Source organism: Paenarthrobacter sp. TE4293 (assembly GCF_050435325.1).
GTDB lineage: Bacteria > Actinomycetota > Actinomycetes > Actinomycetales > Micrococcaceae > Arthrobacter > Arthrobacter nitroguajacolicus_C.
The window spans coordinates 196,648-211,749 of record NZ_JBNJRY010000003.1 but is presented as its reverse complement, the minus strand read 5'-3'; the positions used below and the strand labels follow the sequence as shown (position 1 = coordinate 211,749).

The following is a 15,102-nucleotide window of genomic DNA, read 5'->3' as shown; positions in this document are numbered from 1 at the left end:
CCCGGGTAAACCTCCGATGAAAGCGAGGCAAACCGGCGGGGTGTGTCGCGTAGATCACACTTGGCTTCAAAGGAGGATGGCGAGTATTGGCGCCGTCACGTTCACGCCAACTCTGGCTTTCTTTAGGAAAGTCAGCTAATTTGACCTCATGCCCCTCCGCTCAGACTGGTCTGCCCGCACTTGCAGCCTCGCCCGTGGCCTCGATGTTCTCGGCGATCCCTGGGGAAGCCTGGTCCTGCGTGAGGTCTTCTTCGGCAACGGCCGGTACGAGGCCATCAAGCATCGCCTCGAGGTTGCCGACAATGTACTCAGCAAGCGCCTCGGCTGGCTGGTTGAGGCGGGCCTGCTGTCCCAAAGGCCTTATCAGGACGGGAGCCGCACGCGGCAGGAATATGTCCTCACACCCAAAGGCGAGGACGCACTGCCAGTGCTCAATGCCATCATCATTTGGGCCGAGAAGAACCTTGACGCACCCGACGAGGTCTCCCATATGAAAGTCATCCACACCGACTGCGGACAGGCCATGTCGTCGGCCGACACCTGCACCCATTGCGGCACAGGACTGACCGCGGCCAACACCAGCTGGCACAGCTTCAAACGCAGCGACCATCCACAGCCGCTGGCCGTCGCGCCCGCAGAAACCCGCGCATCAGCTTCCCCCGAAACGGAGATCCCCGCATGACCGCTCCCGATGTCACAGGAACGCCACCGGAAACGGCCGGTGTCCCCACAGGCAAGCGCCGCCGGCTCCACCCTGCGTGGATCGTGGCAGCAGTGGCATTCCTGGCACTGGTGGGAGCTGCCGGGTTCCGTGCGGCACCGGGTGTGCTCATGGTGCCGTTGCAGGAGGAATTCGGCTGGTCAACCACGGTGTTGTCGCTGGCTGTCAGCATCAACCTGGTCCTGTTCGGCTTGACGGCACCTTTCGCTGCGGCGCTCATGGAACGCTTCGGCATCCGCAAGGTCACCTCGCTCGCGCTGTGCCTCATCGGCCTTGGATCGGCACTCACTGTGTTTGTGAACCAGTCCTGGCAGATCCTGCTGACCTGGGGGCTGCTGATCGGCCTGGGCACTGGCTCCATGGCCCTGGTCTTCGCGGCAACTATTGCCAACACATGGTTCGCCAAGAGCCGTGGACTGGTCATTGGGATCCTGACTGCCGGAAGTGCCGCCGGCCAGCTGGTGTTCCTTCCCTTCATCGCCGCGCTCGCCCAGAACCCGGGGTGGCGTGGAGCGTCGCTGCTCATCGCGGCCGGTGCGCTGGCTGTCGTCCCGCTGGTGCTGCGCTGGCTGCGGAACTCGCCGGCCGACGTCGGGGTCCTGCCGTACGGTGCCGAAGAACCTGCCGCTCAAGTCGTCGACGCCGGATCAACCGCGACGCCGGACGGCAAGCCGGGCGCTGTGGTCGCGTCGCCGGGAACTGTGGCGCCGAAGGACTCCGCCAATGCGGCTGTCCGTGCCTTGCAGGTCCTCAAGCGGGCCACCAAGGTCCGTACGTTCTGGGCCCTGGCAGCGGGGTTCGCGATCTGTGGGGCGACGACCAATGGATTGATCGGCACGCACTTCATTCCGTCCGCTCACGATCACGGCATGCCCGAAACCACGGCGGCAGGCTTGCTGGCCGTCGTCGGAATCTTCGACATCGTGGGCACCATTGCCTCCGGCTGGTTGACTGACCGCTTCAATCCCAAAGTCCTGCTGGCCGTGTACTACCAATTCCGGGGAATTGGCTTGCTGGTGCTGCCGCTGCTCCTGGGCTCGTCGGTGGAACCGAGCATGATCATCTTCGTGGTGGTCTACGGGCTCGACTGGGTGGCCACCGTGCCGCCAACGGCCGCCATCTGCCGCTCGGTGTTTGGGGCCGACGGCTCAGTGGTGTTCGGTTGGGTGTTCGCCGCGCACCAACTCGGCGCGGCGGCTGCCGCACTCGCCGCCGGGTTCATTCGCGACGCCACAGGCCACTACAACTACGCCTGGCTGGGCGCGGCCGCCATGTGCACCGTGGCCGCGGTCATCAGCGCAACCATTCGCAAGGATGCGGCCAGGAAGGAACCCGTCGCGGTTGCCTGATGGTGTTGTGGGGCCCGCTCTGCAGGCCATTCCTGTCCGGAAGCGTGCAGAGCGGGCCCCGCAACGGGTGGTGCTACTTTGTTGGCCCAGCCTGACCCCTAGCCGCGGAAGGCTCCGATGCCGGTGATGTGCTGCCCCAGAATCAGGGTGTGGACTTCGTCCGTGCCCTCGTAGGTCCGCACGGACTCCAGGTTGTTGGCATGCCGCAGCGGGGAGTAGTCCAGGGTCACACCGTTTCCACCGAGGATGGTGCGGGCTTCCCGGGCGATCTTGATGGCCTCGCGGACGTTGTTCAGCTTGCCCAGGGATATCTGCTGTGGTTGAAGATGGCCGGCGTCCTTCAACCGGCCCAGGTGCAGGGCCAGCATGGTGCCCTTCTGGATCTCCACCAGCATGTTCACCAATTTCTCCTGGGTCAGTTGGTAGCCCGCCAGCGGCCGGCCGAACTGCAGCCGGGTCCCGGCATATTCGAGAGCGGCCTCGTAGGAATCGCGCGCTGCTCCCATGGCACCCCATGCGATGCCGTACCGGGCCTCGTTCAGGCAGGTAAACGGTCCTCGAAGGCCGGCGGCACCGGGGAGGATAGCATCCTGACCCAGCCGCACGTTGTCGAACGTCACATCGCACTGGACGGAGGCACGCATGGAGAGCTTCGGCTCGATGGGCGTCGCAGCCACTCCCGGCGTCCCGGCAGGGACGAGGAAGCCGCGGATGCCATCCTCGGTATTTGCCCACACCACCATGACGTCGGCGATCGAGGCGAGTCCGATCCAACGCTTGGCGCCGTTAAGGACCCAGCCATCGGCCGTCTCACGGGCGAACGTGGTCATGGCGGACGGGTCCGAACCTGCGGTCGGTTCGGTCAGCGCGAAGCACCCGATCAGTTCGCCGGCTGCCATCTGCGGAAGCCACTGCTCCTTCTGGGTCTCCGAACCCCAGCGGTGGATGGCCGTCATGGCGAGGGAGCCCTGGACCGAAACGAATGTGCGGATGCCGGAGTCGCCGGCCTCCAGTTCCATGGCGGCCAAGCCATATTCGACGGCGGAACGGCCGGGACAGCCATAACCCTCCAGATGCATGCCCAAAAGGCCCAGCTCACCCAACTCCGGGGCGATCTCCCGCGGGAAGAGGGCATCCTCGTACCACCGCGCGATGTTCGGACGAATGCGCTGGGCAGTGTAGTCACGGACCTTCTCGCGGAGGGCCAGCTCGTCCGGCGTCAGCAGGGAATCGAGGGCCAGGACGTCGGAGGTGTTCGTCGTTGAATCGCTCATTCCAGCATCCTAGGCCGCTGGAACGCAGGGAAGGGACCCGGGTGCCGCGGCGCCGGCCCCTGCGGGCGCCGCGGCGCCGGACCCTGCGCACGGCAGGGGAGGGGATCCCCTTCAGTAGTATGGAGCCGGGGGTCGCGCACGTCCCCCGCTGCGATTTGGCTAACTGGGGGATTTTGCATGGCACTGCCTGACGTCGATTCAAGGACCACGGCGGAGGCCACGGCACCGCCCACACCGGCCTCCCGATTATCACCGGCACTTCGGTTGCTGCCCCTTGCCGCAGTAGCAGTGCCCGTGTGGATGATGCTCGCGGACTGGGCCAAGCAAGGCCTGGACTTCAGTGTCTACTGGTTCGGCGGAAGCATCCTCAACGAGGCCGGGACGTCGCCGTCGGACCTTTACGGCCCCACCGTAGCATCGGCGGGTGGCCCACAGCTCCCGTTCACCTACCCGCCGTTCGCGGCCTTGGTCTTTGGGTTGCTGGCGCGGCTGCCGCAAGTGTCGGCACTCATGCTGTTCAACGTAGCGGGTGTGGCCCTGGCAGCGTGGGTGGCTGTCACAATCGTCCGATACTGGTCCGCCAAGCCCGATCTGCGCAGTGCACTCGCCTCAGCCACCAGCTGCTGGATCGCCGCCGGCTTGTTCCTTGCTGTCCTGCTCCTGGGGCCATGGCGCGAAACCCTGGCGTTCGGGCAGGTCAACATCATTCTCATGGGCTTGATGGTGATCGACCTCTTGGGCGGGATGTCCAAGCGGCGGGGCTTTTGGGCCACCGGCTTCCTGGTGGGTGTTGCCGCGGGTATCAAGCTGACGCCTTTGGTTTTCGGGTTGTATTTCCTGATGCGCAAGGATTGGCGTGGACTCGCGACCATGTCCATCGGCTTTGCCGCCACGGTGCTGCTGGGCTGGTTGCTGCGGCCCACGGAATCCCTGCAGTTCTGGCTGGACATCCTTCCCGATACGTCCCGGATCGGCGGTGCCGGCTATGTGGACAACCTCTCCATCAAGGGCACGCTCCTGCACTTTGGTGTCCCGCACGACGCCGTGACGCTGCCCTGGCTTGCCCTGAGCCTGGCCACCATTGTCGTAGCAGCTTTGCTCATCAGGGCGGCCAGCGCGCAAGGCGCACGCGTCATTGCCATCTCGACGACGGCACTCGCCATGCTGCTCATCAGCCCGGTTTCGTGGTCCCACCACTGGGTCTGGATGGCCGTGGTCCTGCCGGCATGCGCCTGGACCATCAAGGAAACGCCACGCCGTTACCGGGCGCAGCGCGTGGTGATGGGTGCTGTGCTTGCGGTTTCCACGGTGGTGTTCTTCTTCTCACCCAAGACCATCGGCCTGGCCTTGGGTTCCCCGGACCTGAATGTCCAGACGCCGGGTCTTTGGATCATGGCGTCCAGTGCGGGAGTGTTCTGCGCCGCCTCGATCCTCGTGTGCTGGCTCGTGGCCCTGCGACGCCACTCCATCCGGATCGAGGACACCCCGGATGTGCCCACCCGCCTGCGCCGGTGGGCCGCACGGCAAGGCTAGCCGCCGGCAAGGTTAGTCGCCGCGGACCACGCCGGCCGCTGCGCGGTCACCGGTGAAGTAGCCGCGCGTGGACGGAGCGAAGCGGCAGACAACAGCAAGCACCACACCCAGGGCCAGCAGCAGCACACCGCTGACAAAAGCCCCGCCAATCCCGAAGATCTGCGTATCGCCATAGGCCGGATCCCACATCTGGACGGCCGAGATGAAGAACGCTGCGGTCAGGGACAGGGCTCCCAGCAGTGGCAGGATGCCGCGGAACCACAGATTGCGGGCGGACTCCCGGAGCGTGGAGCGGAAAAACCACACGCAGGAGAACCCGGTCAGGGCGTAGTAGAACGCGATGAACAAGCTGATGGCGCTGATGGAATCCGACAACAGGTTTTCACTGAGGAAGCTCATGGCCACGTAGTAGACCACGGCCACCGCGCCCATGACCTGGGTGGAGAAGCCGGGGGTCATGAAACGCTCGTGGACCTTGCCGAACCGGGCCGGCAGGGCGCCATGCACGCCCATGGACAGTGTCCCGCGGGCCGTGGGCAGGATGGTGGTCTGCGTGGAGGACAGGACAGAGGCCAGCACGGCCACGATGATCAGCCAGCCCCACGGACCCAGCACGACGTCCTTCATGGCCAGGAAGACGTCATCCTGGTTGGCCTCGTTACCCAGGCCGATGCCGTCGGTACCGATCGTGGCGTACATCATCACCAGCAGGGCTACGGAAACGTAGATCGCTACCAGGACGGAGGCAGAGATGACCGCGCCACGGCCGGGAGTCTTGGCCGGGTTCTCGGTTTCTTCATTGAGCGCCAGGCACGTGTCCCAGCCCCAATAGATGAACAGTGCAAGCAGGACTCCGTGGACCACGGCGCCGGGGTCCGCGAAAGCGCCTGCCGGGTTGAACCATTCGAAGTCGAAAGCCTGTCCTTCGGGAGCCCCGCCGGCGATCCGGACGATGATGGCCACAGCGAAGATGCCCAGCGAGATGTACTGGATGTAGGTCAGGGTGCGCTGGACGTGCTCGCCCAGCCGGATGCCGCGGTGGTTCACATATGTCATGAACACGATGAACAGCACGCCGGTTGCCGTCACCAGCCATGTGTTGTCGGCCAGGGAACCATCGCCGATCAGCAGCCACAGGTACTTGCCCGCGATCTGCGCCAAGTTGGCGAGAACCACAATTCCGGCAAGGGCAACGCCCCAGCCGCCCAACCATCCGGCCCACGGACCGAAGGCTTTGCGGGCCCAAAAGAACGTCGTGCCGCAGTCGGGCATTGCGCTGTTGAGCTCACGGAACGCATAGGCGATGAACAGGACCGGGATGAAGCCAAGGATCAGGATCAGCGGCGTGTAGTTGCCGTTGACGGCCACGATCAATCCCAGCGTCGCCGCGAGCGAATAGACGGGAGCGGTGGAGGCCAGGCCCAGCATGACGGAGTCGCCAAGGTCAAGGATCCCGGCGTGGAGGCCTTTGGGAGGGACGACGGCGGTACGGTCGCCGCCCGCTGGGCCGCCACCCGTCGTCGAGGTTTCAGTGCTCATAGCGCAGCTCCGTAGGAAGTAGCAGTGGGCGCGGCAGGCGCCGGGGCGTCGATGGTATTGGGAACAAAGCGGCAGAAGTAGTCGGTGATGGGGCCGTCGGATTCGCGGATACCGCAGCCCACGGATTCGCCATCCACTACCCAGAGTCCCAGGACCGGATGATTGCCATCGAAGTCGGGCAGGGAGTGGTACTGCTGGAAGCACCAGCCTTCGCGGCCATACCCGCCAGGCTGCTGGATCTCGATACCGGGAGCGTGGATGCGGATGTTGTCGCCCTCGCGTCCGTGCAGCGGTTTGGCCACCCATTCCTTGAGCGGCCCAGGGTCCCCGAGGTAGGCGGGCAGCAGGTTCTCGTGGTTGGGGTAGAGATGCCACAAGGCCGCGAGCAGTGCTTTGTTGGACAACAGCATCTTCCATGCCGGCTCAACCCATCGGGGGTTGTGGGCACGCTGGAGGAGCCGCTGCCCGAACGGTTCCTTCATCATTAATTCCCACGGGTACAGCTTGAACATGGTGCTGATCATGAAGTTGTCCAGGTCCACGAACCGGTTCAGGTTGGGGTCCCAGCCGATGTCGGACATGTTGATGCCGATGGTGGTCCAGCCACCCTGGCTCGCGACGTCCCGCATGTAGGCGGCCGTCATCCAGTCTTCGCCAGATTCCTCCGCTTCAGAATGGGCCACGTGGAGCGTGCTCATGCCCGTGCGGAACTGAAGCTTCTTCCATTGCCGGATCAGGGCCTCATGGATTCCGTTCCACTGGTCCTTTTCCGGGAAGACGTCCTGAAGCCAGAACCACTGGGCGACGGCGGCTTCGATCAGCCCGGTGGGTGTATCGGCGTTGTACTCCAGCATCTTGGCCGGGCCGCCCTTGCCGTCATAGATGAAGTCGAAGCGACCGTAGATATCCATGTCGGCAGCCAGCAATGACTCGCCGGCAAGTTCCAGTGCCTGTTGCCCGATGCCGATGTCGCCCATGGCTCCGGTGGCCAGGTACTTCGCGGCCTCCAGGCACATAAGGTGCATGTCTTCGGCGGTCTTCTCGAGGGTTTCCACCTCGTCCTCGTTGAATTCGTAAAACGCCGATTCGTTCCAGTATTCGATTTTGCGACCATCGGGCATGGTGGTGGTGGAAAACACCAGGCCCTGCTCTTCGATCTTTTGCTTCCAGTCCGGCCTGGGCTGGGAGGGCAGTCGACGCATTCCTAGCCTCCCGAGCTTCCGCCGCTTTTGGAGCTGCTGCCGAAGCCGCCGCGGCTGACCGTGCCGCCCTTGGTGCTGTAACCGGTAGAGGACTTGGCCCCCGAGGGGACGTTCTTGGTGTAGCTCGGGTAGGCGCTGCGGTTCTGGCCGACAGCAGGCACGCTGGCGCCACGGGAGTAGAAGTACCAGGCGTACACACCGGAGCTGCGGCCGGCCGAGCTGCTGTTGTCACACTGGTTGTCGTCTACGCGCTCGCCGGTTTCCTCGTTGAAACAGACCTGCGCGTAGTCAGCTTCCTGCTCGTTGCTGGCCACGATCGCGGTGATGGTTCCGGCCAGGAGCGCTGTTACGCCCAGGCCCACCACCAAAGTGCGGCGGTGCGAACGCTTCTTCTTCTTTGCTGCCTCGGCCTCGTTGCGTTCGCGTTCCTTGGCGAAAGGGTCCACCACGGGGAGCGGCTGTCCGGGCAGGGGAGTCCCAGCCCCGCCTTGCGCTGCACCGGCAGGCACCTTCTTGGTCTTTTCCTTCGCCGTGCCCTGGTCCGGCTCAACAGGTGTGAACAGCTCAGGATGGAGTTCGGGCTTGGGCACCTGCCACGGTGGGGGCTTTGGCGGGTTGTTGCCCGCTCCGAAGTCGGCGTTGTTGTCCCTGCTGCCGCCGTTGTTGCCGGCTGCGTCAGGGCTGTCTTTCGGGCCCATGTATATCCCCCTGGATAGACCGTTGATGTGTCCGGCGCCACGCCGGACCAGAATGCTCAGAGCAAGCCTAGTCCTTGCCGGCGGTGCTGGCACGGATGACGGCCGTAAATGGGGAGAACTCCCCACGACGGGAAGCGTGTAAGGATGGAGCCATGGCGGCACCGGTGGCAGACAGCAACGGCGAGGACGCCGTGCTGTTGCGGCTCCCACCGGTTCGCGGCATCGGTAAGGGGCGGGTAGTCACGGGCCTGGTCCTGGCGCTCCTGCTGCCACCCGCCGTCGAATTCCTCGCGACGGTCCTCAATTTCCGCAACTTCGCCATGATCATGCTGCTGCAACTGGCGGTGGCAGTGGCCGTTGCCGCCATCGGCGGTTTGTGGCCCGCAGTGGTGGCCGCCGTGCTCGGCAGCTTCCTGCTGAACTATTTCTCTGCCGACCCGGTCGGCTCACTCTCCATTGCCGATCCCACCACTTTGTTCACCCTGGTGGTGTTCCTTGCCGTGGCGTGCGGCGTCGCGCTCGCGGTGGGCCTGGCCAGCCGGCGGGCCCAGGAGGCAGCGCGGTCAGAAGCCGAAGCCACCGCGTTGAGCGAGTTGGCCCTGCGCATCCTGAGCTCGGACGGGAGCCTGGAAACGTTCCTTGAGAAGGTCCGCGGGAACCTGGGGATGGAAGCGGTGACCTTGCTGGGCTCCGTGGCCCCCGGCACGTCCGCCATGCCCGGGGCGGCCCCCGCCTGGCAGGTGCTGGCGAGCGCCGGCCCCAATCCGCCGGTGACGCATGCCGCCGCCGACCATGCCGCCGTCGTCGATCCCCAGTACACGTTGCTGCTGCGCGGCGGCCCGATGTCCGCGCAACGACAGCGGCTGCTTGCCGCGTTCGGGGCCTTTGTAGTGGCTGTGCGGGAGCGGCAACAGTTGGTGAAGAGTCGTCGCGACAATGTCCGGTTGTCGGAGGGCAACAAAATGCGGACCTCCATTCTGCGGGCCGTCTCGCATGACCTGCGGACACCGTTGGCCGGCATCAAGCTTGCCGTCAGCAGCCTGCGCCAGGAGGATGTGGACTTCCCGCCGGAGGTGGAGCGGGAGTTGCTGGAGACCATCGAGGAGTATGCCGACCGCCTGGATCACTTGGTGGACAACCTCCTGGACATGTCCCGCATCACGGCTGACGCCGTCAATCCGTTGCTGACCGGCATCATGTGGGCTGAGGTGCTGCCGCAGGCCCTGCGGGGAGTTCCGGCGGGGCACCTGCGCAACGAACTGCCACCCAACCTTCCGCCGGTACAGGCGGACGCAGGCATGCTGGAGCGTGTAGTGGCCAACATCGTGGAGAACGCCGTGAAGTACGCGCCGGAATCCGATGTTGTCCTGACGGCCCGCACCGGTGCCGGCATCACGCTGGGGGACCGGCCCGCCGGCGAACTGCGGATTGTGGATCATGGCAGGGGAATGGGCCGCGAGGAAGTCCTCACCATGTTCCAGCCGTTCCAACGATTCGGTGACTCCCCGGCGCCAGGGCACAGCGCCGGGGGAGGGATCGGTTTGGGCCTCGCCGTGGCCAAGGGCTTCAGCGAGGCGATGGGTGGCAGGCTCGCGGCGGAGCCGACGCCGGGCGGTGGCTTGACCATGGTGGTCACCCTCCCGCTGTGGACTGGTGACGCGCAATGACACTGGTTCTTATCGTCGAGGACGAGGCCCGGATTGCCCGCGCCATGCAAATAACCCTCCAGGCCCACGGCTACCAGGCGCTGTCGGTCGGCACCGGGGCGGAAGCCCTGCAGGCCGCCGCGCAACAGCCCGTGGAGATCGTGGTGCTGGACCTCGGGCTTCCGGACATGGACGGCGTGGAGGTGATCCGCCGCATCCGGGGCTGGAGCAGCATGCCAGTCATCGTGCTGTCTGCCCGTCACGCATCGGAGGACAAGGTGGAAGCGCTCGACGCCGGTGCGGACGACTACGTGACCAAGCCTTTCGGTTTGGATGAGCTGCTTGCCAGGCTTCGGGTCGCCTCCCGCCGTGTGGTCACCGGGCATGAGGAACCAACGCTTGCCACCGCCGACTTCATGGTGGACCTGGCCGGCAAGAAGATCGTGAAGGACGGCGCGGAGGTCCGGCTGACGCCGACGGAATGGAACATCCTGGAACTGCTGGTCCGCAATAAGGGGAAGTTGGTGAGCCAGCAACAGATCCTCACCCAGGTATGGGGCCAGGCCTACGCCAAGGAAACCCAATACCTGCGGGTGTACATCGCCCAGTTGCGCCGGAAGCTGGAACGGGATCCGGCCGAGCCGCGCCACCTGCACACGGAAGCGGGCATGGGCTACCGTTTTGATCCTTAACCCCGCCCCGGACCGTCCGTAGACTGATCCCATGAACACTGCTTCCCTCCTGGCCGTCTGCCGTGTCCACCAGCTGTTGCCTGACTCCGGCAGTGTGGGAGTCACAGCCCTGGACAAGCGCCCCGTCGAAGGACCTGTCAAGGTTCATAAACTGGGCGTCCACGGGGATGTGCAGGCGAACCGCATCGACCATGGTGGAGAAGACCAGGCGCTGTACGCCTATTCACAGGCGGATGCCGATTACTGGGCAGGCGAGCTTCAACGGGAGGTACCGGCCGGTCTCTTCGGCGAGAACCTGCGGGTGGCCGGCATCGAAACTACCGGTGCCGTCATCGGCGAACGGTGGCGGATAGGCCTGGAGGTGGAGGTCGAAGTGACGTCCCCGCGGGTTCCTTGCGCTACGTTCCAGCGTGTCCTGGACGAGCCGCAGTGGGTGAAGCGGTTCACGCAGGCCGGACGTGTGGGCACGTACCTCCGGGTGATCAAAACCGGGACGTTGTCCGCAGGCGACCATATTCACCGGACGTTCGTCCCGAAGCATGGCATCACGGTGGGCCAGTGGTTCAGCGAGCCGACGCCGGACCTTGTCCAGGAGTTGCTCGATGCGCAGGCCGACGGGGAGATCCGGCTGCAGGACGACTACCACTCCACGTTCGAGAAAGTCCTGCGCCGTCACGGCCTGCAGTAGCTAAGAAGCGGCGCTGACAGCAAGGTGTGAACAAGCTCACCGGCCATCATCGGGACTTAAGTCGCGGTGACACCGCTCCGTGCCCTACACTTGAAATATCCCCCACTCCGGAAATCCCTTTATCCTGCCCAATTCTTGAGGCAGGACTGGTAAGTGTTGGGGCCCGCAATTGTGTGCGGGCATTTTCATAGGGAGAGCCGGCTAAAGAAAACGCTGTACAGACTGCTGGGATAGCAGCCAAGAGATGCAGCGGGAAGTCCTGCCATGGGATTGCGATAGCGCCGGACTTCTTGCGAAAGCAGGGCACTTTGCCTGCCTTCGCGACGAGTACTGCGGCCAAGCCCAACCGGGCCGCGCCGACTGCCCTATGGATGAGGAATTTCCCCCTATGACCGAAAATCTCAACGAAACCTTCGACGCCCAGACCGCAGAGTCCGCTGAGTCCGTCGACGCAGCAGAGACCACCACCGCGTCCGCCGAAGCTGAAGCACCGGCTGCCGCCGCTGCCCCCGTCGAGAATGCTGCAGCCGTGTCTGCAGCCCCCGCCTTCACCGAAGCTCCCGCCCCCAAGGCAGAAGAAGAGGAAGAAGAAGGCGTCCGCTTCGTCGATCTTGGCATCGACGGCCGCGTTCTGGCCGCCCTGCAGGATGTCGGCTACGAAAAGCCGTCCCCCATCCAGGCAGCCACCATCCCGCTGCTCCTGGAAGGCCGCGATGTCGTCGGCCTCGCCCAGACCGGTACCGGCAAGACCGCAGCTTTCGCGGTTCCGGCCCTGTCCCGCCTGGCTGAACTCCACGACCTCAACGGACCCTCACGCAAGACCCAGGCACTGGTCCTGGCCCCGACGCGTGAACTGGCACTCCAGGTTGCCGAGGCGTTCACCTCCTACGCCAAGCACATTGACGACTTCACGGTCCTTCCGGTCTATGGTGGCTCGGCTTACGGCCCGCAGCTGGCCGGCCTGCGCCGCGGTGCCCAGGTTGTTGTCGGTACTCCCGGCCGCGTGATCGACCACATCGCCAAGGGTTCACTGGACCTCTCGGAACTCCAGTACCTGGTGCTGGACGAAGCTGACGAAATGCTGCGCATGGGCTTTGCCGATGACGTCGAGCAGATCTTCCAGCAGACTCCGGAAACCCGTCAGGTTGCGCTGTTCTCGGCCACCATGCCGGGCCAGATCCGCCGCATGTCCAAGCAGTACCTGAACAACCCTGCTGAGATCTCGGTGAAGTCCAAGACCACCACCGGTGCCAACACCAAGCAGCGGTACCTCCAGGTCATGGGCCCGCACAAGCTGGACGCGCTGACCCGCATCCTCGAAGTTGAAGAGTTCGACGGCGTTATCGCCTTCGTGCGCACCAAGATGGCTACGGAGGACCTCGCCGACAAGCTGAAGTCCCGCGGTTTCCAGGCTGCCGCCATCAACGGCGACATCCCGCAGCAGCAGCGTGAGCGCACTGTTGACGCGCTGAAGGAAGGCCGCATCGACATCCTCGTGGCCACCGACGTCGCTGCCCGTGGCTTGGACGTGGAGCGCATCAGCCATGTCATCAACTACGACATCCCGCATGACACCGAGTCCTACGTGCACCGCATCGGCCGTACAGGCCGCGCGGGCCGCAGCGGTGACGCCATCCTCTTCATGACGCCGCGTGAGAAGTACCTGCTGCGTTCCATCGAGAAGGCCACCCGCCAGCCGGTGGAGCAGATGCACCTGCCCACCGCTGAGACCGTGAACACGCTGCGTCTGGGCAAGTTCGCCGAGCGCATCACCGAGACCCTCGCGTCCGAGGATGTCGCAGCGTTCCGCGACCTCATCTCCTCCTACGAGGAAGAGCACAACGTTCCCGCAGCCGAGATCGCTGCCGCGCTGGCCGTCATGGCCCAGGGTGGACAGCCGTTGCTGGTCAAGGAACTGCCTGCAGCTCCCGAGTACCAGAAGCGTGAGCGCTCCAAGGACGGCTTCGGTTCCCGTGGCCCGACCCGTGCACTCACCGAGGGCAACGCTACCTACCGGATCGCCGTCGGACGCCGTCAGCGCGTCATGCCGGGTTCCATCGTGGGCGCCATTGCCAACGAAGGTGGCATCTCTTCCGCGCAGATCGGTGGCATCGACATCCGTTCGGACCATTCCCTGGTTGAGTTGCCGGCCGACCTTAGCCCTGAGCAGCTGCGCGCACTGTCCCGCACCCGCATCGGTGGCGAATTGATCCACCTCGAACTCGATAACGGCCGCAGGCCCAACAGCGAGCGTGGCGGTTACCAGGGCGGCGGCGCCGGCGGACGTGGTGGCTATGGCGACCGCGAAAACCGTGGCGGCGGCAACTTCAAGGGCAGCGGCGGTTTCAAGAAGGACTTCCGCAAGTCCGAAGGCGGCGAGCGCACCTCCGCTGACCGTGGTGGCCGTTCCTACAGTGACCGCTCCGAGCGCACCGCGGGCAGCTTCGGTGACCGCGACCGCGGCCAGGCCAGCGGCTCCCGCTTCGGTGGTCACGGTGACGGCGCCCGCAAGCCCCGCAGTGGCGGCGAAGGCGGACACCGCGACTTCAACCGCAAGGGCAAGTGGTAAACCCTAAGTAGTTCCCGTCAGGGGGTCGGCTTTCGAGCCGGCCCCCTGACGCATTTAAGCTCCGTGCCGGTGCTTGTCGGGCATCCAGGGTGTTGTGCAGTGGGGAGAACTGAAGCGAGCTGCTTCCCTGGGGCGGTACCCGGCCGTACGATCGAGGTGCCGGCCGACCGGCCACAAGCAGAACGCGGGAGGGTGCTCCATGGGATTGCTGGATAACTTGAAGAAGAACCTTGGCCTTGGCGATAAGGGCCATGACGACAGGGATCGCAGGGACGAAGCTAGACCCGTGGCACACGAAGCGGCCCCCGAAGCGGCACCGGCGGATCCAGCAGACCGGACCGCCGTAAGCCAGGCCGCAGAGGATGCTGCCGCTGTCGAGGTTTCAGCGGCCGATCAGTCCGCCGCCGAGGCAGCCGCAGCCCAGGCCGCCCAACAACAGGCAGCAGCAGACGCCGCAGCGGCCCAGGAAGCCCATCAGGAGGGGTTGGAGCCGGAGGCTCCGGAAGTCCGGCCCCAGGCGCAGGAGGCAGCCTCTGAAGCCGCCGCAGGGGCGGGGCAGCCTGGACCGGTGGCCCCGCGGGTTACGGAGGTGGTGGTGGAGCAAGGAGACACCATGAGCGGGATCGCTGCCCAGTTCGGGGTGGACCTTGGCGCCTTGATCGCCACCAACGCCGATACAGTTCCCAATCCGGACCGGATCTACCCCGGGCAGGTGCTTCGTCTGCCCTGACAGTGATCCCCACCGGAGCCGAAAATAGATCAGCAAAACCACGCCTTCGCAAATTGTGTCGGCGCCGTTTTTCCGCGTTGTTTCGCCGATTTGTAGCTTCTGAAAACGTCCGGTAGAGTATTTACTCGTTGCCCCCCTAGCTCAGTGGTAGAGCGCGTTCTTGGTAAGAACGAGGTCACCGGATCGATTCCGGTGGGGGGCTCTGAATGAGGGCCTGTGTCAAGGCGGTTTTGACCGGCTTGGCACAGGTTTTTCTCATTCGTGGCGGTGTAGCTCAGTTGGTTAGAGCGCACGACTCATAATCGTGAGGTCGGGAGATCGAGCCTCCCCACCGCTACCAGATAAACCCCCGAAATCCGCGCGATCTCGGGGGTTTTTCCATGCCTTTGACCGACGTCCAAGCGAGATGTATCTCTCATGTTCCCCGAGTCGGCCCCATATTCTCCTCGGGGTGGCTACAA

Annotated in this window: 12 protein-coding genes and 2 tRNA genes; 10 read left to right on the top strand and 4 right to left on the bottom strand. The window is 64.8% G+C overall.

What is annotated here, in order from left to right:
• Nucleotides 1-148: 148 nt before the first annotated feature.
• On the top strand, nt 149-682 hold the full coding sequence (locus QF015_RS07300) for a winged helix-turn-helix transcriptional regulator (protein ID WP_429388044.1): 534 nt from the start codon (nt 149-151) through the stop codon (nt 680-682).
• Nucleotides 679-2,070, top strand: coding sequence for an MFS transporter (locus tag QF015_RS07295; protein ID WP_429388042.1), 1,392 nt, complete (start codon nt 679-681; stop codon nt 2,068-2,070). Before QF015_RS07300 ends, QF015_RS07295 begins: the two co-directional genes overlap by 4 nt.
• A gap of 98 nt (nt 2,071-2,168) precedes the next feature.
• Here QF015_RS07295 and QF015_RS07290 read toward each other — a convergent pair whose 3' ends face one another.
• Entirely contained in the window at nt 2,169-3,344 is a 1,176-nt protein-coding gene (locus QF015_RS07290; RefSeq protein WP_310206203.1) for an acyl-CoA dehydrogenase family protein, read from the bottom strand.
• Nucleotides 3,345-3,521: 177 nt separating this feature from the next.
• Here QF015_RS07290 and QF015_RS07285 point away from each other — a divergent pair, with 177 nt between their 5' ends.
• On the top strand, nt 3,522-4,877 hold the full coding sequence (locus tag QF015_RS07285; RefSeq protein ID WP_429388038.1) for a glycosyltransferase 87 family protein: 1,356 nt from the start codon (nt 3,522-3,524) through the stop codon (nt 4,875-4,877).
• Between the two features lie 12 nt (nt 4,878-4,889).
• On the opposite strand, the gene QF015_RS07280 is transcribed toward QF015_RS07285, so the two are convergent.
• From QF015_RS07280 to QF015_RS07270, 3 genes are read right to left on the bottom strand one after another with little or no spacing between them, the layout of a single operon-like run.
• On the bottom strand, nt 4,890-6,416 hold the full coding sequence (locus tag QF015_RS07280) for an APC family permease (protein WP_429388035.1): 1,527 nt from the start codon (nt 6,414-6,416) through the stop codon (nt 4,890-4,892).
• A complete protein-coding gene (locus QF015_RS07275; RefSeq protein ID WP_429388033.1) occupies nt 6,413-7,618 on the bottom strand; it encodes a glutathionylspermidine synthase family protein in 1,206 nt (401 codons plus the stop codon). Before QF015_RS07275 ends, QF015_RS07280 begins: the two co-directional genes overlap by 4 nt.
• 2 nt (nt 7,619-7,620) lie before the next feature.
• Nucleotides 7,621-8,316 carry a Tat pathway signal protein gene (locus QF015_RS07270; protein WP_429388030.1) on the bottom strand — a complete coding sequence of 232 codons (696 nt, stop codon included), beginning with the start codon at nt 8,314-8,316 and terminating at the stop codon, nt 7,621-7,623.
• 152 nt (nt 8,317-8,468) lie between these two features.
• Between QF015_RS07270 and QF015_RS07265 the strand changes: the two genes are divergently transcribed.
• The 7 genes from QF015_RS07265 to QF015_RS07235 all read left to right on the top strand — a co-directional run bounded on the left by QF015_RS07265 (nt 8,469) and on the right by QF015_RS07235 (nt 14,981).
• Nucleotides 8,469-9,983 carry a sensor histidine kinase gene (locus tag QF015_RS07265; RefSeq protein ID WP_429388027.1) on the top strand — a complete coding sequence of 505 codons (1,515 nt, stop codon included), beginning with the start codon at nt 8,469-8,471 and terminating at the stop codon, nt 9,981-9,983.
• On the top strand, nt 9,980-10,654 hold the full coding sequence (locus QF015_RS07260; protein WP_310206183.1) for a response regulator: 675 nt from the start codon (nt 9,980-9,982) through the stop codon (nt 10,652-10,654). Before QF015_RS07265 ends, QF015_RS07260 begins: the two co-directional genes overlap by 4 nt.
• Before the next feature lie 31 nt (nt 10,655-10,685).
• Nucleotides 10,686-11,342 (top strand): MOSC domain-containing protein, encoded by a 657-nt coding sequence (locus QF015_RS07255; RefSeq protein ID WP_429388024.1) that lies wholly within the window; start codon nt 10,686-10,688, stop codon nt 11,340-11,342.
• Between the two features lie 388 nt (nt 11,343-11,730).
• Nucleotides 11,731-13,911, top strand: coding sequence for a DEAD/DEAH box helicase (locus QF015_RS07250; protein ID WP_310206180.1), 2,181 nt, complete (start codon nt 11,731-11,733; stop codon nt 13,909-13,911).
• 199 nt (nt 13,912-14,110) lie between these two features.
• The gene (locus QF015_RS07245; RefSeq protein WP_429388021.1) at nt 14,111-14,641 is read left to right on the top strand and encodes a LysM peptidoglycan-binding domain-containing protein; all 531 of its coding nucleotides are present in this window, start codon (nt 14,111-14,113) and stop codon (nt 14,639-14,641) included.
• A 130-nt stretch (nt 14,642-14,771) separates the two neighbouring features.
• Nucleotides 14,772-14,843 (top strand) — tRNA-Thr (locus QF015_RS07240).
• 61 nt (nt 14,844-14,904) lie between these two features.
• Nucleotides 14,905-14,981, top strand: a tRNA-Met gene (locus QF015_RS07235).
• Nucleotides 14,982-15,102 lie beyond the last annotated feature (121 nt).

Coding starts and splice junctions, on each gene's coding strand:
- QF015_RS07300 (WP_429388044.1), top strand. CDS start 149: ATGCCCCTCCGCTCAGACTGGTCTGCCCGCACTTGCAGCCTCGCCCGT.
- QF015_RS07295 (WP_429388042.1), top strand. CDS start 679: ATGACCGCTCCCGATGTCACAGGAACGCCACCGGAAACGGCCGGTGTC.
- QF015_RS07290 (WP_310206203.1), bottom strand. CDS start 3,344: ATGAGCGATTCAACGACGAACACCTCCGACGTCCTGGCCCTCGATTCC.
- QF015_RS07285 (WP_429388038.1), top strand. CDS start 3,522: ATGGCACTGCCTGACGTCGATTCAAGGACCACGGCGGAGGCCACGGCA.
- QF015_RS07280 (WP_429388035.1), bottom strand. CDS start 6,416: ATGAGCACTGAAACCTCGACGACGGGTGGCGGCCCAGCGGGCGGCGAC.
- QF015_RS07275 (WP_429388033.1), bottom strand. CDS start 7,618: ATGCGTCGACTGCCCTCCCAGCCCAGGCCGGACTGGAAGCAAAAGATC.
- QF015_RS07270 (WP_429388030.1), bottom strand. CDS start 8,316: ATGGGCCCGAAAGACAGCCCTGACGCAGCCGGCAACAACGGCGGCAGC.
- QF015_RS07265 (WP_429388027.1), top strand. CDS start 8,469: ATGGCGGCACCGGTGGCAGACAGCAACGGCGAGGACGCCGTGCTGTTG.
- QF015_RS07260 (WP_310206183.1), top strand. CDS start 9,980: ATGACACTGGTTCTTATCGTCGAGGACGAGGCCCGGATTGCCCGCGCC.
- QF015_RS07255 (WP_429388024.1), top strand. CDS start 10,686: ATGAACACTGCTTCCCTCCTGGCCGTCTGCCGTGTCCACCAGCTGTTG.
- QF015_RS07250 (WP_310206180.1), top strand. CDS start 11,731: ATGACCGAAAATCTCAACGAAACCTTCGACGCCCAGACCGCAGAGTCC.
- QF015_RS07245 (WP_429388021.1), top strand. CDS start 14,111: ATGGGATTGCTGGATAACTTGAAGAAGAACCTTGGCCTTGGCGATAAG.